Origin of the sequence: Microbacterium trichothecenolyticum (assembly GCF_000956465.1) — a bacterium.
GTDB classification, from domain to species: domain Bacteria; phylum Actinomycetota; class Actinomycetes; order Actinomycetales; family Microbacteriaceae; genus Microbacterium; species Microbacterium trichothecenolyticum.
In genome coordinates, this window is the sequence record NZ_JYJA01000027.1 from 106,565 (window position 1) to 128,169 (window position 21,605).

19 protein-coding genes are annotated in these 21,605 nt (G+C 70.6%); 3 read left to right on the forward strand and 16 right to left on the reverse strand.

Annotated elements, in window-relative coordinates:
* The first annotated feature begins 28 nt into the window (after nt 1-28).
* Entirely contained in the window at nt 29-892 is an 864-nt protein-coding gene (locus RS82_RS04895; protein ID WP_045297342.1) for a fumarylacetoacetate hydrolase family protein, read from the forward strand.
* 67 nt (nt 893-959) lie between these two features.
* Here the strand turns inward: RS82_RS04895 and RS82_RS21310 are convergent, their stop codons facing one another.
* The 5 genes from RS82_RS21310 to RS82_RS04920 all read right to left on the reverse strand — a co-directional run bounded on the left by RS82_RS21310 (nt 960) and on the right by RS82_RS04920 (nt 5,799).
* The gene (locus tag RS82_RS21310; protein WP_052676695.1) at nt 960-1,520 is read right to left on the reverse strand and encodes a hypothetical protein; all 561 of its coding nucleotides are present in this window, start codon (nt 1,518-1,520) and stop codon (nt 960-962) included.
* Between the two features lie 62 nt (nt 1,521-1,582).
* A complete protein-coding gene (locus RS82_RS04905; RefSeq protein WP_045297343.1) occupies nt 1,583-3,064 on the reverse strand; it encodes an aspartate ammonia-lyase in 1,482 nt (493 codons plus the stop codon).
* A 144-nt stretch (nt 3,065-3,208) separates the two neighbouring features.
* Entirely contained in the window at nt 3,209-4,120 is a 912-nt protein-coding gene (locus RS82_RS04910) for a phosphodiesterase (RefSeq protein ID WP_045297345.1), read from the reverse strand.
* Nucleotides 4,121-4,177: 57 nt separating this feature from the next.
* On the reverse strand, nt 4,178-4,507 hold the full coding sequence (locus tag RS82_RS04915; protein WP_045297347.1) for a hypothetical protein: 330 nt from the start codon (nt 4,505-4,507) through the stop codon (nt 4,178-4,180).
* Nucleotides 4,504-5,799: an inorganic phosphate transporter gene (locus RS82_RS04920; protein ID WP_045297349.1), complete on the reverse strand. Its 1,296-nt coding sequence runs from the start codon at nt 5,797-5,799 to the stop codon at nt 4,504-4,506. Before RS82_RS04920 ends, RS82_RS04915 begins: the two co-directional genes overlap by 4 nt.
* Nucleotides 5,800-5,957: 158 nt before the next feature.
* On the opposite strand from RS82_RS04920, the gene RS82_RS04925 reads away from it, so the two are divergent.
* Nucleotides 5,958-8,102 carry a S9 family peptidase gene (locus tag RS82_RS04925; protein WP_245619516.1) on the forward strand — a complete coding sequence of 715 codons (2,145 nt, stop codon included), beginning with the start codon at nt 5,958-5,960 and terminating at the stop codon, nt 8,100-8,102.
* A 118-nt stretch (nt 8,103-8,220) separates the two neighbouring features.
* Here RS82_RS04925 and RS82_RS04930 read toward each other — a convergent pair whose 3' ends face one another.
* The 6 genes from RS82_RS04930 to coaBC form a co-directional block, all read right to left on the reverse strand.
* Nucleotides 8,221-9,249, reverse strand: a complete 1,029-nt coding sequence (locus RS82_RS04930) for an ATP-dependent 6-phosphofructokinase (protein ID WP_045297351.1) — start codon at nt 9,247-9,249, stop codon at nt 8,221-8,223.
* A gap of 107 nt (nt 9,250-9,356) precedes the next feature.
* On the reverse strand, nt 9,357-10,442 hold the full coding sequence (locus tag RS82_RS04935; protein ID WP_045297352.1) for a hypothetical protein: 1,086 nt from the start codon (nt 10,440-10,442) through the stop codon (nt 9,357-9,359).
* Between the two features lie 85 nt (nt 10,443-10,527).
* Nucleotides 10,528-12,681: a DEAD/DEAH box helicase gene (locus RS82_RS04940; protein WP_045297353.1), complete on the reverse strand. Its 2,154-nt coding sequence runs from the start codon at nt 12,679-12,681 to the stop codon at nt 10,528-10,530.
* A gap of 237 nt (nt 12,682-12,918) precedes the next feature.
* Nucleotides 12,919-13,557, reverse strand: coding sequence for a hypothetical protein (locus RS82_RS04945; protein WP_045297354.1), 639 nt, complete (start codon nt 13,555-13,557; stop codon nt 12,919-12,921).
* Between the two features lie 111 nt (nt 13,558-13,668).
* Entirely contained in the window at nt 13,669-14,508 is an 840-nt protein-coding gene (locus RS82_RS04950; RefSeq protein WP_245619517.1) for a glycerophosphodiester phosphodiesterase, read from the reverse strand.
* Nucleotides 14,509-14,644: 136 nt separating this feature from the next.
* The gene (gene coaBC / locus RS82_RS04955; protein WP_045297358.1) at nt 14,645-15,880 is read right to left on the reverse strand and encodes a bifunctional phosphopantothenoylcysteine decarboxylase/phosphopantothenate--cysteine ligase CoaBC; all 1,236 of its coding nucleotides are present in this window, start codon (nt 15,878-15,880) and stop codon (nt 14,645-14,647) included.
* A gap of 70 nt (nt 15,881-15,950) precedes the next feature.
* Here coaBC and RS82_RS04960 point away from each other — a divergent pair, with 70 nt between their 5' ends.
* The gene (locus RS82_RS04960) at nt 15,951-16,667 is read left to right on the forward strand and encodes an NRDE family protein (protein WP_045297359.1); all 717 of its coding nucleotides are present in this window, start codon (nt 15,951-15,953) and stop codon (nt 16,665-16,667) included.
* A 23-nt stretch (nt 16,668-16,690) separates the two neighbouring features.
* On the opposite strand, the gene RS82_RS04965 is transcribed toward RS82_RS04960, so the two are convergent.
* The 5 genes from RS82_RS04965 to RS82_RS04985 all read right to left on the reverse strand — a co-directional run.
* Nucleotides 16,691-17,554: an aldehyde dehydrogenase family protein gene (locus RS82_RS04965; RefSeq protein WP_045297360.1), complete on the reverse strand. Its 864-nt coding sequence runs from the start codon at nt 17,552-17,554 to the stop codon at nt 16,691-16,693.
* On the reverse strand, nt 17,551-19,047 hold the full coding sequence (locus RS82_RS04970) for an aldehyde dehydrogenase family protein (RefSeq protein ID WP_045297361.1): 1,497 nt from the start codon (nt 19,045-19,047) through the stop codon (nt 17,551-17,553). The genes RS82_RS04965 and RS82_RS04970 overlap by 4 nt, the downstream gene beginning before the upstream one ends.
* Before the next feature lie 37 nt (nt 19,048-19,084).
* Nucleotides 19,085-20,092 carry a deoxyribose-phosphate aldolase gene (gene deoC, locus RS82_RS04975; protein WP_045297362.1) on the reverse strand — a complete coding sequence of 336 codons (1,008 nt, stop codon included), beginning with the start codon at nt 20,090-20,092 and terminating at the stop codon, nt 19,085-19,087.
* 55 nt (nt 20,093-20,147) lie between these two features.
* Nucleotides 20,148-21,092 (reverse strand): sugar-binding transcriptional regulator, encoded by a 945-nt coding sequence (locus tag RS82_RS04980; RefSeq protein WP_045297363.1) that lies wholly within the window; start codon nt 21,090-21,092, stop codon nt 20,148-20,150.
* 95 nt (nt 21,093-21,187) lie between these two features.
* The coding region (locus RS82_RS04985; protein WP_211255860.1) for a hypothetical protein at nt 21,188-21,605 on the reverse strand (418 nt) is incomplete at its 5' end.

The following is a 21,605-nucleotide window of genomic DNA, read 5'->3' on the forward strand; positions in this document are numbered from 1 at the left end:
GGCACACCCCGGCGGCTAGGTTGGGGGCATGCGCTTCGCCCATGTCGTGCCGCCGGAGTCGGGTGAGCCGAGGCTCGCACTCGTCGAGGGCGACGAGGTGGCGATCGTCGAGGAGCTGTTCGATGGAGCGCCCCGCGTGCTCGAGGAGCTCATCGCCGGCGGCGACGAGCTGCTCGCACGCGTGCGGGAATCCGCAGACCGTGGCACGCGGCATCCGCTCGACGGAATGGGCTTCGCATCCGCCGTTCTCGCGCCCCCGGTGATCCTCGCGATCGGCCTCAACTACGCGGCGCACTCCAGCGAGCTCGGGCTGAAGACGGACTCGACGCCGACCGTGTTCGTGCTCTGGCCGAACTCGCTGGCCGGGCACGACCACACCACGACCTGGCCGCGTTCGCTCAGCGAGTCCGTCGACTACGAGGCCGAGCTCGGTGTCATCATCGGCACCCCGGCGAAAGACGTGTCCCCCGAGGACGCCCTCGACCACGTCTGGGGGTACACGGTGGTCAACGACATCACCGCGCGCGACATCCAGTACTCCGAGGCGCAATGGTCGCGCTGCAAGTCCTTCGACGGCTTCACGCCGACCGGGCCGTTCGTGGTCACCGCCGACGAAGTGCCTGATCCGCAGGACCTCCATATCTGGACAGTCCTCGACGGCACGACGCTGCAGGATGCGACCACGGGCCAGATGGTGCGCCCGGTCGCCACGCTCATCTCGCATCTGTCGAGGTCGGCGACTCTGCTGCCGGGGACGCTCATCTCGACGGGCAGTCCGGGCGGCGCCGGCTACTCGCGGGATCCGCAGGTGTTCCTGCGCGACCGCTCGACCGTCACCGTGGGGATCGACGGCATCGGCGCGCTCACGACGCACTGCCGCATCCTCGGCTGAGGTCGCGCTCTGACGACGCGAAAGGCGGGCCCGCGCCGCGGACCCGCCTCCCACGTCGATGCCTGCGTCAGTTGCAGGTGATCGTGCCACCGCCCTGGAGTTCCCACACACCCGGGCCGAGTTCGGCGCAGGCAGCTGCGAGACCACCGAACACCACGGTCAGGATGATGATCGTCACGATGATGCCGACGACGATCAGCACCGCCGAGATGATGATCGCCGCGAGGGCGAAGCCGTTCTTGACCCCGGCCTTGCGGCTCTGCACGAGCGCGACGATGCCGAGGATCAGCGCGACCAGCTGGACGAAGAACGACAGGATGAACGCGACGATGCCGAGCGTCTTGCCCGGGACGGGCGCGTCGGCCGGCGCCCCGTACGCGGCGGGCGGCGCCGCGCTGTACGCCGGGGGCGCGGCGCTGTAGGCCGGCGCGCCCGCGGGGGACGCCGGCGGAGCCGCCGCGTACTCGGGCTGGGCGGCGGGCGCCGACGGTGCAGGGTAGTCCGGTGCGGGAGCGACGGGTTCCGCCGCGGGCGCAACCGGCGCGTCGGCGGGGGGCTGAGGCGCAGTGGGCTGCGACGCGGGCTGCTGCGGAGGCTCGGGTGCGGCCGGGTTCTGCGGATCGGTCATTTCTCGCCTTTCGTTCGAGTCTCCCTGACGTTATCGATCGGGAGCCGCCCGCGGCAACCGGCTCAGCGCGTGTCTGCCGGTGCCTCCGCGACGACGTCCTCGGGCGCCACCACGATCGGGATGGCGGCGGTGACGGTCTCGAGTCCCGACAGGCGGGCGGGCGAGAGCTGCTTGGCGACCTCGTCTCGCGACATGAGCCCGGCCTCGACCACCAGGTCGGCGACGCCGCGCCCGGTGAGCAGGGCGGCCTTCGCCAGCGCCGCGGCTGCCGCGTAGCCGATGAACGGCGTGAGCGCGGTGATCACGCCGACGGACGAACCCACCATGGCGCCGAGCCGCTCGCGGTTCGCGGTGATGCCGTCGACGCAGTTGACGCGCAGCGTGAACATCGCCTGACGCAGCCACGTGATGGACTGGAAGATCGAGTGCGCGATGACCGGCTCGAACGCGTTGAGCTGCAGCTGGCCGCCCTCGACCGCCATCGTGACCGTGAGGTCGGCGCCCGCGACCGAGAACGCGACCTGGTTGACGACCTCGGGGATGACGGGGTTCACCTTGCCGGGCATGATGCTGGACCCCGCCTGTCGTGCGGGAAGGTTGATCTCGCCGAACCCCGCCTGCGGGCCCGACGAGAGCAGACGCAGGTCGTTGCAGATCTTCGACAGCTTGATCGCGTTGCGCTTGAGCGACGCCGAGAATGACATGAACGAACCGGTGTCGCTCGTGGACTCGACCAGGTCGGAGGCCGTGGCGAGGTCGAGCCCCGAGATCTCGCGGAGGTGGCGCAGCACTGCGGGCGCGTACGCCGGGTGGGTCGTGATGCCGGTGCCGATCGCGGTCGCGCCCATGTTGACCTCGTACAGGAGGTAGGCGTTCTCGGTGAGGCGCTGGTGGTCGTAGCCGAGGGTCGTGGCGAACCCGTGGAACTCCTGGCCGAGGGTCATCGGCACGGCGTCCTGCAACTGGGTGCGGCCGACCTTGAGCACGTCGTGGAACTCGACGGCCTTCGCGAGGAACGCGCGGCGCAGCAGGTCGAGCTCTTCGAGCAGCGTCTTCAGGTCGAGACCGAGTCCGACCTTGATCGCGGTCGGGTAGACGTCGTTCGTCGACTGGCTGCGGTTGGTGTCGTCGATCGGCGACAGGAACTCATAGTCGCCCTTCTCGCGTCCGGCGAGCTCGAGCGCGATGTTGGTGATGACCTCGTTCGCGTTCATGTTGGTCGACGTGCCGGCGCCGCCCTGGATGACCCCCACGACGAACTGGTCGTGGAAGTCGCCGTCGATGACGAGCTGGGCGGCCCGGTCGATGAGGTCGGCCTTCGCGGGGTCGAGCACCCCGATCTCGCGGTTCGCGCGAGCCGACGCCTGCTTCACCATCGCCAGCGCCCGCACCAGGTCGGGGTAGACCGAGATCGGCCTCTTCGAGATCGGGAAGTTCTCCAGCGCGCGGGCGGTGTGGATGCCCCAATACGCGTCGGCGGGGATCTCCAGGGATCCCAGGGAGTCGGTCTCGATGCGGGTTCGCGTCATTGCGTCCAGAGCCATGTGTTGCAGTCCTCGTGGGTCGTTCACAGCGGTGTGCGGGATGATTCGAGCCTACTCGCGGCACCCGCCGGCCGGGCTGTACACGGCGTACACCTGACCACACGTACGCATACACGGTGGCGGGACGGGGTGAGGAGAACTCTGTCAGCCACGCTTGCGCGAGAAGGCCTCGAGCCGCTCCTCGGGCGTGAGGCGCGACATCCGCTCCACCCACTCGGCGGAGAAGACGTCGCCGGTCGGCGCCTCGACGACGGGCACGACGGCGTGGGTGATCGTGTCGTCGTACACGTGCACCAGGTGGAAGGACTGGCCGGCGTCCATGCCGTTGACCTCGACCGCGGGACGCGCGAGGTTCATCGTGTAGCACGTGGCCGCGGCCACGCTCACCGGGACGCCCGCGAACGTGCCGCTCGTCGAGTAGTGCAGGTGGCCCGCGAGGATCGCGCGCACGTCGGTGCCGGCGATCACGTCGGCGAGCCGCCCCTGGTCCCGGAGCTCGAGGATGTCGAACAGCGGCACGTGCGACGGCAGCGGCGGATGGTGCAGCGCCAGGATCGTGCCGAGCGGCGCCGGTGTCGCCAGCTCACGGCGCAGCCATTCGAGCTGCCCGTGGTCCAGATCGCCGTGATGCCAGCCGGGCACCGTCGAGTCGAGGCCGATGAGCCGCAGTCCGCCGAGATCCCACACGCCGGTCACGGGTTCCTCGGTCGGCGCCAGCCCGAGGAGATCGCGCCGCAGCGCCGGACGCTTGTCGTGGTTGCCGGCGACCCACACCACCGGGGCGCCGAGTCGTTCCGCCACCGGCTCCACTGCTGCGCGCAGCGCGGTGTAGGCCTCGGGCTCGCCGAGATCCGTCAGGTCGCCCGTGAACACGACCGCGTCGGGACGGATGCCGGTGGCCTCGGCCGCCTCGAGCGTCCGGGCGAGGTTCGCCGCGGTGTCGAAACGGCCGCCGAGCGGCGCGTTGCCCGCGAGCAGGTGCGTGTCGCTGACATGCAGCAGCGTGCGCCGCGCAGGCGGGTACTGACCGAACTGGACGGATGTGGCGGTGGCCATGGGCCTCAGCCTAGGCCGTCGTGCCGACAGCATCCCGCCCCGGCGCGATCGCGCCGCTCAGTGGTTGAAGACGATGAGCAGCAGTCCGCCGAGCACGGCCGCGGCGCACACCGCGAAGCACGCGTAGGCGCCGACGAGCGCGAACCGCTTCTGGCCGTCGGTGAGCGGACTGCGCTTGGCAGCCTTCGCGGCGGCCTTCTCGGCGCGCCGCGCCTCCTTCTCGGAGATGACGGTGATGGCGTCGGTGAACTCCGCGGGAGCCACCACGGGGGCGCGGCCGGCGCGCACGAGCAGCCGCAGGCCGAGCGCGTAGAACGAGACGACCACGACGGCCGAGATGAACGCCGCGACGAACACCTGAACGAAGGCGAGCCAGTTGATGGTCATCGCGGGCCTCCGTCCTTCGACCGGTTCTCGGATCGCCCGGCCGCCTTGGCGGCCTTCTTCGCCGCCGCTTCCGCCGCGGCCACGCGCCGCGCCTCGTCGCGCGCGAGTGCGCGCTGGCGGCGCGTGGGCGGAGGGTTGCGCTTGACCTTGACGGCCCGACCGGAGTCTGCGACCTCGCTCATCGCGTTCGACGCGGTGACCTCGTCGCGGCGCGAGCGCATGAAGAGGAAGAGGATGATCACGACGGCGAGGACCGCGTCGATGATGACGCCCCACACCGGCAGCCACACGACGATGAGCGCCGCGACGGCGCCGACCGCACCGGCCGCGGGAAGCGTGAGGATCCAGCCGACCATGATGCGGCCGGCGGTGCGCCACCGCACCTGCGAGCCGCGACGGCCGAGGCCAGAGCCGATGACCGAGCCCGATGCGACCTGGGTGGTCGACAGCGCGAAGCCGAGGGCGCTCGAAGCGAGGATCGTGGACGCCGTCGACGCCTCGGCCGCGAAGCCCTGCGCCGGCTTGACCTCGGTGAGACCCTTGCCGAGGGTGCGGATGATGCGCCAGCCGCCCATGTACGTGCCGAGCGCGATCGTGATCGCGCACGCGAACACCACCCACGTCTGCGGCTCAGGGTTCGAGGCCGACTGCAGACCCGCGGTGATGAGAAGGAGCGTGATGATGCCCATCGTCTTCTGCGCGTCGTTCGTGCCGTGGGCGAGCGCCACCAGCGACGACGTGAAGATCTGGCCGAACCGGAAGCCGTCGCGGCCGTCGGGCTTGCTGTCGTAGCGCCGCGTGAGCACGTACGCGAGTTTCGTGGCGCTGAACGCGATGACGCCGGCCGTGACGGGCGCGATGAACGCCGGCAGGATCACCTTCGACATCACGACGCCGAAGTTCACCGCGGTGAGGCCGACCCCGACGATCGTGGCGCCGATGAGCCCGCCGAACAGGGCGTGCGACGACGAAGAGGGAAGGCCGAGGAGCCACGTGAGCATGTTCCACGTGATGGCGCCGATGAGGCCGGCGAGGATGATCTCGGGGAAGATGTCATGCGAGATCTGATCCTCGTTGATGATGCCGCCCGAGATCGTCTGGGCGACCTCCGTCGACAGGAACGCGCCGACCAGGTTCAGCACAGCGGCGAGGAGCACGGCGGTCTTGGGCTTGAGTGCGCCCGTGGCGATGGGCGTCGCCATCGCGTTCGCGGTGTCGTGGAAGCCGTTCGTGAAATCGAAGAACAGCGCCAGCGCGATCACCAGAACGATGATGAGGGTTGCGGTTTCCACCGTTCGCTTTCGGGGAGGAGGAGTGGAGAAGGGTGTGCCGACGAGATCGGCGCGACGAACGAACAGTTCACCAAGAGTTCAGGAACCGGCAACCGGCCAGGAAGAATCCTACATCGGCGACCCTGACGGTCAACTCAGCAGGCGACTAGCGTGGAACGGTGACTCTCAGCGACTCCGCAGCCTCTTCGTCCACCCCTGTCGCCGGCATCCGTCCGCCCGTCGCAGACAGCAAGATCACGGTCCGATCGCATCACGGCGACGACGTCGAAGACCGCTACGAGTGGTTCCGCGAGAAAGACGACGCGGCCGTCATCGCGCACCTGGAGGCCGAGAACGCGTACACGCAGCAGCGCACCGCGCACCTCGAGGGGCTGCGCGAGCGCATCTTCGGCGAGATCAAGGGCCGCACCCTCGAGACCGACCTGTCGGTGCCGACCCGCCGCGGCGAGTGGTGGTACTACGGCCGCACGCTCGAGGGCAAGCAGTACGGCATCCAGTGCCGCGCCCCGCTCGCGTCCGCCGACGACTGGACGCCCCCTGAGCTCTCCCCCGACGTCGAGGTCGCGGGCGAGCAGATCCTTCTCGACGGCAACGTCGAGGCCGAGGGCCACGAGTTCTTCTCGCTCGGGAGCTTCGAGGTGTCGAACGACGGCACGCTCATGCTCTACGGCGTCGACGTCGCGGGCGACGAGCGCTACACGGTGCGCGTGCGCGACCTCGTGACGGGCGAGCAGCTCCCCGACGAGATCCCCGGCACCTTCGCGGGTGCGACCTTCTCCCCCGACGGCCGCTTCATCGTCTACACGACCGTCGACGACGCGTGGCGCCCCGACACCGTCTGGCTGCACGAGCTCGGCACGGCCGTCGCCGACGACGCGCAGCTCTTCCACGAGCCCGACGAGAAGTACTGGGTGGGCGCGGGATTCACCCGCAGCGACCGCTTCCTCGTGATCGGCCTCGGCTCCTCCATCACGAGTGAGGAATGGCTGCTGGATGCCGACGACCTCCGAGGCGAGCCGCGCGTGGTGTGGCCGCGGACCGAGGGCGTCGAATACGACTCCGAGCACGCCGTCGTCGATGGCGAGGACGTCCTGTTCGTCCTCCACAACGATGGAGCCCTGGACTTCGAGCTGGTGCGGGTGGCAGCATCCGATCCGTCCGGCGACCGCTCTGTCGTGATCCCCCACCGTCCCGGCGAGCGCCTGCTCGGCGTCTCGACCTTCCGCGACTGGGGTGTCGTGGGCTACCGCCGCGGCGGCCTCGCACGCCTCGGCATGCTCGACTACGCGAGCGGCGCCGTGGACGAGATCTCGTTCGACGAGCCGCTGTACTCGGTGGGCACGGGCGGCAACCCCGAGTGGGCTCCTCCCCTGCTGCGCCTCGGCTACGGCTCGTTCGTCACGCCCGGCACCGTCTACGACCTCGACGTCGCCACGCGCGAGCTGCACCTGCGCAAGCGCCAGCCTGTGCTCGGCGGCTACGAGCCGTCCGAATACGCGCAGGAGCGCGTGTGGGCGACCGCGCAGGACGGGACGCAGATCCCGATCTCGCTCGTCTACAAGCGCTCGTTCGGCGATGCCGGCGTCGCACCCCGCCCGGTGCACCTGTACGGCTACGGCTCCTACGAGCACTCGATCGAACCCGGATTCTCGGTGCCGCGCCTGTCGGAGCTCGACCGCGGCGTCGTCTTCGCCGTCGCCCACGTGCGCGGCGGGGGCGAGATGGGCCGCCAGTGGTACGAGGACGGCAAGCTCCTCAACAAGCGCAACACCTTCACGGACTTCGTCGACAGCGCGCTGCACCTCGTCGACAACGGCTACACGACGGCCTCCCAGCTCGTCGCCGAGGGCGGCTCGGCCGGGGGCCTGCTGATGGGCGCGGTCGCGAACATCGCGCCCGAGCTCTTCGCCGGCGTGCTCGCCGACGTGCCGTTCGTCGACGCTCTGACCACGATCCTCGACCCGTCGCTGCCGCTCACGGTGATCGAGTGGGACGAGTGGGGCGACCCGCTCCACAACGCCGACGTCTACGCCTATATGAAGTCGTACTCGCCCTACGAGAACGTGCGGACGGATGCCGCGTACCCCCGCATCCTCGCCGTCACGTCGCTCAACGACACCCGGGTCCTGTACGTCGAGCCTGCGAAGTGGGTCGCACGCCTGCGCGAGGTCGGCGCCGACGCCCTGCTCAAATGCGAGATGGTCGCCGGTCACGGCGGCGTCTCGGGCCGCTACAACGCCTGGCGCGAACGCGCGTTCGAGCTGGCGTGGCTCCTGGACGTGCTGGGCGTCGCCGACGTCTGAGCGGGATCCACGCATCCGCTCCCGAGATCAGGAATCTGGCCCGCACAGGACGACACGACGCGAAACGACCTGTCCCCGCCAGATCTCCTGATCTCAGTGAGACAGAGCGACGATGAACTCAGCCGAACAGCGCGGCGGCTTCTTCGTAGCGGTAGAGGGGAACGGTGTTGAGCTCGCCGAGGGCGTCGGCGAAGGGGACGCGCACGATGTCGGTGCCGCGCATCGCGACCATCTGACCCCACGCGCCGTCGACGACCGCGTCGGCGGCGTGCAGGCCGAGGCGCGTGGCGAGCACGCGGTCGAAGCCCGACGGCGAGCCGCCCCGCTGGATGTGGCCCAGCACCGTGGCACGGGTCTCGATGCCCGTGATGCGCTCGATCTCGGGCGCGAGGATCTCGCTGATGCCGCCGAGGCGCGGGCGGTTGAAGGCGTCGAGGCCCTTGTCGCTGTAGGCCTCGTCCATGCCCGTGAGGGTGAAGCCCTCCGACACGACGACGAGCGGCGCGCGGCCGCGGTCGTGGGCCTTCGAGACCAGGGCGGTGATCTCGTCGATCGACATCGGCACCTCGGGGATGCAGATGGCGTGCGCGCCCGCGGCCATGCCGGCGTGAAGGGCGATCCAGCCGACGTGACGGCCCATGACCTCGGCGACCATGCACCGCTGGTGGGAATCGCCGGTGGTGCGCAGGCGGTCCATCGCGTCCGTCGCGATGTTGACGGCGGTGTCGAAGCCGAAGGAGTAGTCGGTGGCGCGAAGGTCGTTGTCGATCGTCTTCGGGACGCCGAGCACGTTGATGCCGTCGTTGGCGAGGCGGTTCGCCGCCGCGAGGGTTCCTTCGCCGCCGATCGCGATGATGCCGTCGAGGCGGTGGCCGTACATCGTCTTGGCGATGTTCTCGGCGCCGCCGCGGGGGCCCTCGTAAGGGTTCGTGCGCGAGGTGCCGAGGATCGTGCCGCCGACCTTCGACAGGCCCTTCACCTCGTGCCGGGTCAGCGGGAAGAAGTCGCCGTCGACCACACCGCGCCAGCCGTCGCGGATGCCGACGAACTCGAGGTCGTAGGTCGTCGTGCCCTTGAGCACGACGCCGCGGATGACCGCGTTGAGTCCGGGGCAGTCGCCGCCGCTCGTCAGGATGCCGATCTTCATGCTGTGTTCCTCGCAAGTCGGGGGAAGAGGGACGGCGACGCTGCCTCCCCTGACACTAGTGCCGGACGGCGCGCCCTGCCACACGCGGCTGCCGCGCCCAGGTCGGCTCAGTCCGCGACACGCTCCCAGACATCGTTCTCGCGCCGCCACCGCTGCTCGCCCGCCGGGCGTGCGGAGGTCCCACGGAACCAGAACGTCTCGTCCGGGTTCCACCCGGCGAGCACCGCCGCACGGTCACCGTCGACCTGGATCAGCCGCGTGGCGGTCGACAGGTAGCCCGCGACACTCAGATGGACTGCATCCGTCTCGGCGGCGACGGCGGCCCAGTCGGGCATGACCCAGCGGCCGGCTCGGCCCGTCACGCGGAACCAGTCGTGGCGTCGGGAGGCGGTGACATCGAGCGGATGCTGCGCACACAGCCGCGCCCAGTCCTCCGGTCCGCAGATCTCGAGCACCCGCGCCGGGTACACGTCGACGGGCGTGGCCGCGGCGGCGTCCTCGCCGAAGGAGTCCTCGACGAACCAGAGTCCCGCCGGCCCGTCGCCGGAGAGCGCGCGAGTCGTGCGTACGAGCGAAGCGGGCGGGATCGACCACCATTGGCCGCTCCATCGGGCGGTGGGGTCGGAGGGGCGCTCGGCCGCAGCACGCGCCTCATCCGCCGCCGTCGCCTCTCGCCAGGAACGCAGGGCGGCCTCGAGGTCGCCGGCGGGGCGGCCGGTGCCCTGCCACGGCACGCTCCACTGGTCGTCCCCCGCGACGCCGTCGCTCCACCACTCGGCGGCGGCCGAGCCGGCGATCAGCACCGCGATGCGGCGAAGCGCCGACTGCACGTCGTCGGTCGCGCACAGCAGGTCACGCCCGTCCGGCTCCTGCCAGTACATCGCCGCCTGCACGGACGCCGCAAGCGCTTCGCGCAGCGTCGCGGAAGTCGGCGCGGCGAGATCGATCGCATCGAGCGCCGCGGCCGCGTCCGTGGGCGAGGCGATCGGCGGTTCGTACCGCGTCCTGTCGCCGCTGGAACGGAGAACGATCGTGGTGCCGTTCGTCTCGAAGGCGCCGGCCGCCCACCACACGGTGTCGGCAGCCGCACGGCTCTGCGCTGTCTCGGCCCGGAACGCGCATGCCACCGCGTACTCCAGGCACAGGCGACGGCCGCGCGGGCCCGCCAGCAGGACGTCGGCGTCGACAGACATCCCGCCACCCTAGCGGGCCGGGAATCACCCTTGTGGAACGACCGAGGGGCAGTGCGAACCCGCACCGCCCCCGTCGAACCGCGCGTCAGGCGGCGCCGAGTGCCTGACGCAGCAGGTGCATGAGCGCCGACAGCTGCACGGAGTCGCTCGACTGCGGGTCGACGGCCTCGCCGTCGAGCGCACGGGCGGCGAGACCCTGCTTGGAGTCGATGAGCTCGGCGATCTTGGTGTCGATCGTGTGCGCGGCGATGATGCGCCACGCGGTCACGGGCTCGTCCTGGCCGATGCGGTGCACGCGGTCGATCGCCTGCGTCTGCTCGGCGGCCGTCCACGACAACTCGGCGAGCACGACGTTCGACGACGCCTGCATGTTCACGCCGACGCCTGCCGCGGTGAGCGAGCAGACTGCGATGCCGACCTCGGGGTCGCTGTTGAACGCGTCGATCGCCTGCTGGCGGGCCGTGGTGGCCTGGTCGCCGCGCAGGGAGACCGTCTTGAGTCCTGCGGCGGCGAAGTGCGCCTCGGCGGCGTCCATGACGTCGATGTGCTTGGCGAAGAACACGACCTTGCCGACCGAGCGCTGCAGCTGCACGGCGTAGTCGGCGGCGAGCACGGCCTTGGCCTGGCCGATCTTGCGCACCATCGTGAAGACGTTCTCGGACCCCGTGCCGGCGGCCTTCGATTCCTCCAGCTCGTTGTGCGCGACGAGGCGGATGATGTCCTCGTCGATGTGGCCGGGGCCGTACCCGCGGTCGCCGCGCGCATCGATGATGCGGCGGTACTTCGCGGCGAGCCGCTCGCCGAGCTCGCGCTCGGCCTGCCGGATCGACCGGCCGAACTCGTCGTCGAGCTCCACGGGAAGGTCGGCGATGAGCTTGTCGGGCAGGTCGGCCGCGACATCCTTCTTCTTGCGCCGCACGATGCCCATCGAGATCACCGCATCGCGCGCCTCGGGGTAGAACGACTTGTCGGCGGGCGTGAGCCCGGTCTCGTCGAGCTTCTCCATGAGCACCGGGCCGGGCTTCTCGCCGGTGGTCCAGCCGAGGAAGCGCCAGATCGCGTCGAAGTCCTCGACGTCGTTGATCAGCGGCGTGCCGGTGAGGGCGAGCAGCAGCGGGTTGGGCACCTGCTCGCGGATGCGCGTCGCGAGCGCCAGCACGTTCTGCGAACGCTGGGACGTGAGGTTCTTGATGAAGTGCGCCTCGTCGACGACCATGCCCTTCAGGCCGATCGAGCTGAGCCACGACAGGTGACGGTCGAGGATCTCGTAGTTGACGATGAAGACGTCGGCGAACGCGTCGATGTTCTCGCCGTCGCCGTGGATGACGGTCGCACGACGCTGGGGCGTCCAGCGCTCGACCTCGCGCGCCCAGTTCATCTTGACGACGTTCGGCACGACCGCGAGGAGCGGATACGCGTTCGCGACGGATGCTGCGAGCACCGACTCCGCCGTCTTGCCGAGGCCCGGCTCGTCGGCGAGGAGGAACGTGCGGTGCCCGGCGCGCACCGACTCGAGGAAGCGCGACTGGTGCGGCATGACCTCGAGGCCCTTGGGCGACAGGCGGTCGAACTCCGGAACGGGCGGGAGCTCCATCGAGGCGGTCGCGCCGCCGGCACCGGTCTCGAACGCCTTGTACAGCGGGCCCATGAGCTCCCAGCTGTCGAGACGCCGGCGAGGCGTCTGCTTCGGGGCGCGGATCGTGAGGTCGGGGGCGAGGAACGGGTTGGAGTCGCGACGGGCCTCGACCTGCGGCGGCACCACCTGGCGCTCAGCGAGGGCGGCGGGCACGACGGGCGCGACCACCGGGGCGACGTCCGTGATGATGAGCTCGTCGGGCGCGAGCTCGGCACCCGACTCGAGCAGCCAGTCGCGGCGCATCCGGCGTGCGACGGGCGACGTGGCCTGGTCGACCTCGAGAAGCTGGATGAGCGACGTGTCGCGCGCGGCCGTCTTGGCGAGAATGGTCGCGACGCCGTCGAGGCGCTTCAGCAGCTCAGCGCGCGAAGCATCCGTCAGCTCGGTGTCGCCCTTCACCCGCGCGCGCTCCTCGCGCACCAGGAATGCGATGACCTGGAACTTGACGCGGTTGGTCGGCCCGAGCTTGCCGCGCTGGGCCTTCGCCTCGACCTCGCGCACCTTGCGGGCGAGGATCGGGATGATGGGGGCCTCGTCGTCGCGGCGCGCGGACGAGGACTTGCGGCGACGCTGCGCCGTCTGGGCGGGTGCCGTGGTCGGCATGCTCCTCCTGAGCGTGAATGCCGGATAGGGGGTCCGGCGGGGATCGGATGACACCGATGGTTCTGCGTGCTCCCGCGGGCGGCGCGAACGCCGTCGCGAACGCGGGACCAGGGATTCGCCGCCGACGGTCGCGGGCACTCGCTTCTGCGAGCTGCGACATCGTCAACGGTTCCCCGCCCACCATTCTAGGGGAACGGGCTCCGGAACGGGGGACGCGGGCGCGAGAGAAGCGGAGATTCAGCCCCAGACGGTCGCGACGATGTCTTCGGTGTACCCCTCGGGGGCGAAGTTGATCCACGCCGTCGTCACCAGTCCGCCGCCGCCGACGTAGTGGGTCTCGCCGCGGGTGTACTCCTTGTCGTCGAGCGTCACGCCCTTCTGCTCGATGCGGCAGACGGTGCCGTCGCCGAGCGCCTCGCAGCCGAAGCCCGCCGCGGGCAGCGCCGCAAGCACCGCCGTCTCCTGATCGACGTCGACCGCGGTCACGTTGGTCGCGAGCCCGAACTCGCTCGGCTGCCCCCAGGAGCAGCGCAGCGTCGGCGCTCCGCCGTGGATGATCTCGAGCAGGTCGGCGTTCTCCGTCGACAGCATGGTCACGCCCGGGTCGTTGAGGGGAGGGTTCGCCGACTCCAGCTGCGCGAGCATCGCGGCGGAGTAGATCTCCTCGCACGCGCCCGGCACCTCGAAGTCGGCCTGGGGCTTCTCAGTCTCGACCGGAGTCGCCGACGGACCCGGCGTCTGGTCCTTCATCGTGATGGAGGGGCTGCTCGATGGCGTCGCCTCGGACTCGGGCCGGCATCCGGTCACGACCCCGGCCAGGGCCGTGAGCGCGACGCACCCGATCACGATCCGTGTCAACCGGCTCTGCACGACCATCCCCACGCCACCTCTCGCGCGCCGCGGAAGACGGGAGGCGGCGCGCCCTTCGACCCTAACGAGGCGGAAGGACGGATGCCGCGGGCCACGCCGCGCGCACGAGCACAGGCGTCACGGTCCGGCGTAGACGCTCTGCCACTCCGACAGGGTGTGAGGGTCGTCGGTGACGATGCCGTCGACGCCGAGGGCCGTGACCTCGTTCCACTGGGAGTCGTCATTGAGCGTGTACACGACCACGCGCGCGCCGGCGGCGTGCAGCTCATCGACGATGCCCGGCCGTGCGAGCACCGCCTTGCGGTTCACGACGACGCCCCGCGCTCCGGCCTCGGCGACCGCACTCACGACGTCCGACGGGACCTGCTTCAGGATGAGCAGCCGCGACAGCACGTCCGACCCGGCCGCGGCGAGCGCGAGCGTCCGCGCATCGAAGCTCGCGAAGACGATGCGACGTTCGAGGCCGCGCGCGGCGACCTCGGCGACGGCCGTGTCGACGGCCGTGGCATCCCATTCGCCCTTCAGCTCCACGATCGCGCGCCCGTCGGCGGCGACGAGCGCGTCGAGGAACTCCACGAAGGTGGGGACAGGCGTGCCGGCGTAGCTGCGGTCGAACCAGGCGCCGGCGTCGAGGGCCTTCACATCGGCCAGCGTGAGGGTGGCGAGCCGCCCGTGCCCGTCGGTGGTGCGGTCCACGGTCTTGTCGTGCATGAGCACCGGCTGCCGGTCGGCGGTGAGCGCGACATCGACCTCGACGTAGTCGAACCCGGCCGCCAGCGCGGCGGTGATGGCCGGCAGGGTGTTCTCGGGCGCGGTCGCCGCTCCCCCGCGATGACTGGCGATGAACGCGGCCTCCCCGGGCGTCCGCTCGTCACCCATCAGCTCGCGTGAACTCACGCGCGCAGGAGTGGCACCGAGGACGGCGATCACCAGACTCGCGATCGCGAGGACGCACATGACGGACAGAGCATGGATCCGGTCGCGTGAGCGATCGGATGCCGCGGAGTAGGGCATCGGGCATGTCCTCCGGGGGTCGTACCCACGTCATCGTCGACGTGGTGCGGACCACTCTACATGCGCCGTTACTTATTCGTTACTTTGTTTTGGCTTGGCTTTCGCGCACCATGCGGACGGCGTCCCAGAGCGCCTCGGCGACGTCGTCCTTGCTCCCCCGCCGCGCACCGATGACCTCGCCGTCGGCTCCGATGATCGTGACCGCGTTGTCCGCGGCCTCGAATCCCTTCGACCAGCCGACCTCGTTCACCGCGAGCAGATCAGCTCCCTTGCGCGCCGCCTTGCGGCGCCCTCTGTCGAGCAGCGTCTCGCCGTCACCCGGCGTCTCGGCCGCGAATCCGACGATGGTCTGCCCCTCGCGCCGACGCCGGACGAGCCCAGCGAGGATGTCGTCGTTCTCGATCAGGTCGAGCGTGATCCCCCCGACCGGCGCGGACTCCTTCGCGCGCTTGAGCGGCGACACCTCGGCCACGCGGTAGTCGGCGACGGCGGCGGCCATCACGATGACGTCGGCCGCACCCGCCTCCGCGGTGACGGCCTCACCGAGCTCCGCCGCGGTGCCCGCGCGCACCACCCTCAGCCCCGGACGAGCGGATGCCGCGGCCAGCACCCCGTCGTCGACATGGGCGGCGACGAGCACGACGTCGGCTCCACGCTCCGCCGCCGACAGCGCGACGGCGACACCTTGCCGCCCGCTGGAGCGGTTGCCGATGTAGCGGACGGGATCGATCGGCTCGCGCGTCCCGCCCGCGCTCACGACGACCCGCAGTCCGTGCAGGTCACCGGCGCCGCCTGCGGTCGCGGCCAGAGCGGCTTCGAAGATGACCCCGGGCTCCGACATCCGCCCCGGTCCGCTGTCGCCGCCGGTGAGCTCGCCGTCCTCCGGGCCGACCACGATGACGCCACGCTCGCCCAGGACCGCCATGTTGTGGACCGTCGAGGGGTGGCGCCACATCTCGGTGTGCATCGCCGGGGCCACGACGACGGGTGCCGTGGTGGCGAGTAGGGTCGTTCCGAGGAGGTCGTCCGCGAGTCCCGCGGTCATCTTCGCCAGCGTGTTCGCCGTCGCGGGCGCCACGATCACGAGGTCGGCCGCCTGGCCGAGCGCGACGTGACGAACGCGTGCGACGTCGTCGTGGACGGAGGTCGTCACGGGATGGCGGCTGATCGCCTCCCAGGTCGGCATCCCCACGAAGCGCAGCGCGTCCTCCGTGGGAACGACGTGGACCTCATGCCCGTCTTTGACGAGCAGGCGCACGAGCTGAACCGTCTTGTAGGCGGCGATGCCACCGGTGACCCCGACCACGACGAACACCCTCCGATCTTGGCACGACTGCCCGAGCACCCGGCCCACCGGCCGCAAGACCCACCCGAGGAGTGCCGCGATGTGCACCGTCGTGATCCGCGTACCCGAGTCGCCGGACGAGCCCACGCGCGTGCTCGCGATCCGCGACGAGGATCCCGAACGGCCGTGGAACCCGCTCGGCCGCTGGTGGCCCGAGGCGCACGACGGCGTCGTCGGCGTGCGCGATGTGCGCGCGGGCGGCGCGTGGCTCGCGGCCGATCCGGCTGCCGGCCGCCTCGCGGTGCTCCTCAACCGCGCCGACGAGTCGACGCGCCCCGAGTCCGAGCTCGTCTCGCGTGGCGGCATCGTGCTCGACGCGGTGGTCGGCCGCTCCCCCACGGGCGAGCCCGCGACGCACGGCTTCAACCTCGTGGAGGTCGAGGGCTCCCACGCCCGCGTGCTCACGTGGGACGGCGTCGCCCTCCGCACGACGGAACTGGCGCCCGGCACGCACATGATCGCCCACGACGACGTCGACGACAGCGGTACACCCCGCATCGCCCGGTGGCTGGGCGAGTTCCAGTCGACCGGGCCTGCCACGGACGGACGATGGTGGATGCCGTGGGTCGAGGTGCTCGAGCGCTCGGCCGAGCTCGCGCCCACCGACGACGGCGCGATCATCCGCGACAACCGCCCGCTCGGGTACCCGACCCTGTCGCTCCTGGCATGCGTCGCCTCGGTGTCGCAGGGCGACGTCGACGTGCACTACGGCGAGCTCCGCGAGCCCGGCCGGTGGGGCGGCCTCGAGCTCCGCTGAACCCGAGGCCCGCCCCTGTCGGGTCAGACCAGGCTCTTCGGGTGCCAGACGGTCTTGGTCTCGGTGAACGCCGTGATCCTGGCCAGGCTCGGGGCCGCAGCATCCGTACCGTTCTCGGGAGGGAGCACACGAGTGAGCGTCTCGGCCGCGGCGACCTGCAGGTCGATCCAGTCGAGCTCGCCCGCGCCGACGAGATCGAGCGCGTGCACGTCGGGGTGCGACGCCAGCCACGGCGCGATCTCGGCGGGTGAGCCGGTCAGAACGTTCACGACCCCCCCGGGCACGTCGCTGGTGGCGAGCACCTCGGCGAGGGAGATCGCCGACAGCGGGTAGCGCTGCGAGGCGATGACCACGACGGAGTTGCCCGTCACGAGCGCGGGCGCGATCGCCGAGACGAGGCCGACGAGAGCGGTGTCCTGCGGGGCGATGACCCCCACGACCCCGGTCGGCTCGGGCACCGAGATGTTGAAGTACGGGCCGGCGACGGGGTTGCCGTGGCCGGCGACCTGACCGAACTTGTCGCACCAGCCGGCGTACCAGACCCAGCGATCGATCGACTCGTCGACCTCGGCACCCGCGACCGCGGCGGACACGCCGGTCTGCTGCACGATCTCGTCCACGAACTGGGCTCGGCGGCCCTCGAGGATCTCGGCCACGCGATAGAGCACCTGACCGCGGTTGTAGGCGGTGGCACCCGACCAGCCCTTCACGGCGCCGCGGGCTGCGACGACGGCATCCCGTGCGTCCTTTCGGGAAGCCAGGGCGGCGTTCGCCAGGAAGTCGCCCTTCGGCGTGGCCACCTCGTACGTGCGGCCCGATTCGCTGCGCGGGAAGGCGCCGCCGATGTAGAGCTTGTACGTCTTGGGGACGGTCAGTCGCTTGCTCATGCCGAGACCTCCTTCTTCGAACGGCCGGCTTCGACGCGCCGCGCGGCATCGCCCGCCGAGGCTCCCTTGAGGTACGCGGCCAGGCCGTGACGGCCACCCTCGCGGCCGTAGCCGGACTCCTTGTAACCGCCGAACGGCGACGACGGGTCGAACCGGTTGAACGTGTTCGCCCACACGACGCCCGCGCGCAGCTTGTCGGCGACGGCGAGGATGCGCGAGCCCTTCTCGGTCCACACACCCGCTGACAGGCCGTAGGGGGTGTTGTTCGCCTTCGCGATCGCCTCGTCGGGCGTGCGGAAGGTGAGGACCGACAGCACGGGACCGAAGATCTCGTCACGTGCGATGCGGTGGCTCGACTGGACGTTCGTGAAGATGGTCGGCGCGAACCAGAACCCCTTGTCGGGGATCACGCAGTCGGCCGTCCAGCGCTCGGCGCCCTCCTCGTCGCCGATGCGCGACAGCTCGCGCACCCGGTTGAGCTGCTCGAGCGAGTTGATCGCGCCGATGTCGGTGTTCTTGTCGAGCGGGTCGCCGAGACGCAGCGTCGACAGGCGCGCCTTGAGCCGGTCGACGACCTCGTCGTGGATCGATTCCTGCACCACGAGGCGGCTCCCCGCGCAGCACACCTGACCCTGGTTGAAGAAGATCCCCGTCACGATGCCGTCGATGGCCTGCTCGATCGGGGCGTCCTCGAAGATGATGTTCGCCGCCTTGCCGCCGAGCTCGAGCGTCACCTTCTTGTCGGTGCCGGCGACCGCCTTCGCGATCTCCCGGCCGACGGCGGTGGAGCCGGTGAACGCCACCTTGTCGACGTCGGGATGCCGCACCAGCGCCGCCCCCGTCGCGCCGGCCCCCGTCACGACGTTGACCACGCCCGGCGGAAGGTCGGCCTGCTGCAGGATCTCGGCGAACAGGAGCGCGGTGAGCGGCGTCGTCTCGGCGGGCTTGAGCACGACCGTGTTGCCGGCCGCGAGCGCCGGCGCGATCTTCCACGCGAGCATGAGGAGCGGGAAGTTCCAGGGGATCACCTGGCCCGCGACGCCGAGGGGCTTCGGGTCGGACCCCAGCCCCGCGTAGTCGAGCTTGTCGGCCCAGCCCGCGTAGTAGAAGAACCACGCGGCCACCAGCGGCACGTCGACGTCGCGGCTCTCCTTGATGGGCTTGCCGTTGTCGAGGCTCTCGGCGACGGCGAGCTCGCGGGCGCGCTCCTGCACGAGGCGGGCGATGCGGAACAGGTACTTGCCGCGGTCGCGGCCGCTCATCTTCGACCACGTCTTGTCGTAGGCGCGGCGCGCGGCGGCGACGGCGTCGTCGACATCCGCCTCGCTCGCCGAGGCGATGGTCGCGATGCGCGTCTCGTCGGCCGGCGAGATCGTCACGAACGACTCGCCCGTGCCGGGACGGAAGTCGCCGTCGATGAACAGCCCGTACTCGTCGCGCAGATTCAGGATGGCGCGGGACTCGGGCGCCGGTGCGTACTCGAGGAAACTCATGAGTGCATCTCTTTCGGTTGCTGAGCCTGTCGAAGCATCAGTCGATGGTCACGTAGTCGGCGCCGGAATAGTGCCCCGTCTTGAGCTTCTGCCGCTGCAGGAGCACGTCGTTGAGGAGACTGGATGCCCCGTACCGGAACAGGTGCGGCTGCAGCCACTCCTCGCCCGCGATCTCGGCGACGGTGACGAGATACTTGATGGCGTCCTTCGAGGTGCGGATGCCGCCGGCCGGCTTCACGCCGACCTTCTCGCCGGTGGCACGGTGCCAGTCGCGCACGACCTCGAGCATGAGGAGCGTGACCGGCAGCGTCGCGGCCGGCTGCACCTTGCCCGTCGACGTCTTGATGAAGTCGCCGCCGGCGAGGATCGCCAGCCACGACGCGCGCTTGATGTTGTCGTAGGTGCTGAGCTCACCGGTCTCGAGGATCACCTTGAGCGACGCGTAGGTGCCGTCGGCACGGCGGCACGCCTGCTTCACGCGGGCGATCTGGTCGAACACGAGACCGTAGCGACCGGCGAGGAATGCCCCGCGGTCGATGACCATGTCGATCTCGTCGGCGCCGTGCGCGACGGCTTCCGCGGTGTCGGCGAGCTTGATCTCGAGCGACGCGCGGCCGCTCGGGAACGCCGTGGCGACGGCGGCCACGCTCACTCCCCCGTCGTCGGGGTCTCCGTGCGCGGAGCCCAGCGCCTCGACGGCGTAAGGCACCATGTCGCCATAGACGCACACGGCGGCCACGCGCGGACAGGTCGGGTCGGAGGCATCCGGGTTCAGCGCCTTCGCGACGAGCGAGCGCACCTTGCCGGGCGTATCGGCGCCTTCGAGCGTGGTGAGATCGATGAGCTCGATGATCTTGTCGAGCGCCCACGACTTCGATGTCGTCTTGATGGAGCGGGTGCCGAGGTCCGCGGCGCGCTGCTCGAGCCCGACAGCGTCGACGCCCGGGAGCCCATGGAGGTAGCGCCGCAGCGTGGTGTCGTCGGGCTGCCCGCCGAGCAGCTCGACGGCCCGCTCGGGCAGCGTCACGATGGAGGTGCCTGACATGTCATGACCTGACTTTCGTTCTGGGTTTCGGGACGTGGGGCGCCGGCTCCGTGAGTCACTCATCGAGGAGGTGGCGCGCGGTCGATTCGTCGGTGATGAGGACGGTGCACAGGCGCGAGGCGACGACAGCGGCCGCGATCGCTCGTTTGGACGAGCCGGTGATCGCGGCGATCGCGATGTCTGCGCGACGCAGATCGTCGAGCGAGAGACCGACCGTGCGGGCATCGAGATCGGCGTCGACGATGCGCCCGTCGGCGTCGATGTAGCGCCCGACGACGTCGCCGACGGCGCCCGCCGCGACGAGTCGGTCGATGTCGGCGGTCGTCAGATAGCCGCTGTCGACGTGGACGGAGCCATGGTCGGCGGCGCCCGCGCTGAACAGGTACGCGTTCGCGGACCGTGCCGCGTCGCGCACTCGGGCGACGACGCGGTCGGCCTCGATGGCCTCCTTCGTCGCCCGCTGCTCGAGGATCGCAGGACTCGGAAGCAGCGCCGCCGTGCCCCCGCCCTTCTGAGCGATGCTGACTGCGGTCGCCGCCGCGGTGCCGGGACGCTGACTCATGCTGACGCCGCCGTTGATCTGCACGACATCGGTGGCTCGCGACCAGCCGTCGCGCAGGTGGTGCGCGATGTCGGAGAGGGTGCGTCCCCAGCTGACGCCGAGCACGCCCGGGCTCGGGCGGAGGCCTGCGAGGTAGTCGGCGGCCGCCTGGGCGACCCGCTGCTGGAGCTCGTCCTCGCTGCGGACGCCCGCGCGCGAGACCACGACGGCGTCGGCCAGGCCGCGCTCGTCGCGAAGACGTCGCTCGAGCTGCGGACGGCGCGCGCGGGAGTGGAGGATCTCGATGCGGACGAAGCCCTCCTCCTTCGCCTGGGTGAGCAGGCGCCCGACCTTCCAGCGGGTGATCTGGAGATTGCGGCCGATCTCCTCCTGGGTGAGGTTCTCCTCGTAGTAGAGCTCGGCTGCGCGGATCGAGAGAAGCTCGTCGACGGCGTCCACGATCCTCCCTTCGTCGTCTCCTCCAGGCTGACACAGACCGGGCGCACGCGCCAACATCTGAACAGACTTTGCTCACATGAGCACGACGGCTCGAGTCAGGAGGCGGGACGGATGCCTCCGCCACCCGCGGCCGCCGGTGGCGAGGCGGCGACCTTCGCGTGTCGCAGCAGGACGAAGACGCCGATGCCCACCACGACGATGAACGCGACCGACAGCGTCGTGAAGGCGAACCAGTTGTCATCGAGCGCCAGCACGATCGCCGCCGACACGACCGCGATCGCCGCGGCGATGAGCTTCGACGCGAACTTCATGCCGATGCCCGGCGTCAGGCGGCCCGCCGGCGAGTCGCCGCGCGCGAGGATGAGATCGGCGAATGCGTCGAGGGTCGCCAGCAGCGAGGCGGAATACGCGACCGCGCACCCCAGCGCGCCCCACAGGTTGGGGGACTCGGCGGCAGCAGCGGCCGCCAGCAGGTCCAGCACGTGCACGCCTCGATCGTAGGGGCGGGCGGGT

Bases quoted from the DNA above. Each gene is read 5' to 3' on its own strand.
- RS82_RS04895 (WP_045297342.1), top strand. From the start codon at position 29: ATGCGCTTCGCCCATGTCGTGCCGCCGGAGTCGGGTGAGCCGAGGCTC.
- RS82_RS21310 (WP_052676695.1), bottom strand. From the start codon at position 1,520: ATGACCGATCCGCAGAACCCGGCCGCACCCGAGCCTCCGCAGCAGCCC.
- RS82_RS04905 (WP_045297343.1), bottom strand. From the start codon at position 3,064: ATGGCTCTGGACGCAATGACGCGAACCCGCATCGAGACCGACTCCCTG.
- RS82_RS04910 (WP_045297345.1), bottom strand. From the start codon at position 4,120: ATGGCCACCGCCACATCCGTCCAGTTCGGTCAGTACCCGCCTGCGCGG.
- RS82_RS04915 (WP_045297347.1), bottom strand. From the start codon at position 4,507: ATGACCATCAACTGGCTCGCCTTCGTTCAGGTGTTCGTCGCGGCGTTC.
- RS82_RS04930 (WP_045297351.1), bottom strand. From the start codon at position 9,249: ATGAAGATCGGCATCCTGACGAGCGGCGGCGACTGCCCCGGACTCAAC.
- RS82_RS04935 (WP_045297352.1), bottom strand. From the start codon at position 10,442: ATGTCTGTCGACGCCGACGTCCTGCTGGCGGGCCCGCGCGGCCGTCGC.
- RS82_RS04940 (WP_045297353.1), bottom strand. From the start codon at position 12,681: ATGCCGACCACGGCACCCGCCCAGACGGCGCAGCGTCGCCGCAAGTCC.
- RS82_RS04945 (WP_045297354.1), bottom strand. From the start codon at position 13,557: ATGGTCGTGCAGAGCCGGTTGACACGGATCGTGATCGGGTGCGTCGCG.
- RS82_RS04950 (WP_245619517.1), bottom strand. From the start codon at position 14,508: ATGTGCGTCCTCGCGATCGCGAGTCTGGTGATCGCCGTCCTCGGTGCC.
- RS82_RS04960 (WP_045297359.1), top strand. From the start codon at position 15,951: ATGTGCACCGTCGTGATCCGCGTACCCGAGTCGCCGGACGAGCCCACG.
- RS82_RS04965 (WP_045297360.1), bottom strand. From the start codon at position 17,554: ATGAGCAAGCGACTGACCGTCCCCAAGACGTACAAGCTCTACATCGGC.
- RS82_RS04970 (WP_045297361.1), bottom strand. From the start codon at position 19,047: ATGAGTTTCCTCGAGTACGCACCGGCGCCCGAGTCCCGCGCCATCCTG.
- deoC (WP_045297362.1), bottom strand. From the start codon at position 20,092: ATGTCAGGCACCTCCATCGTGACGCTGCCCGAGCGGGCCGTCGAGCTG.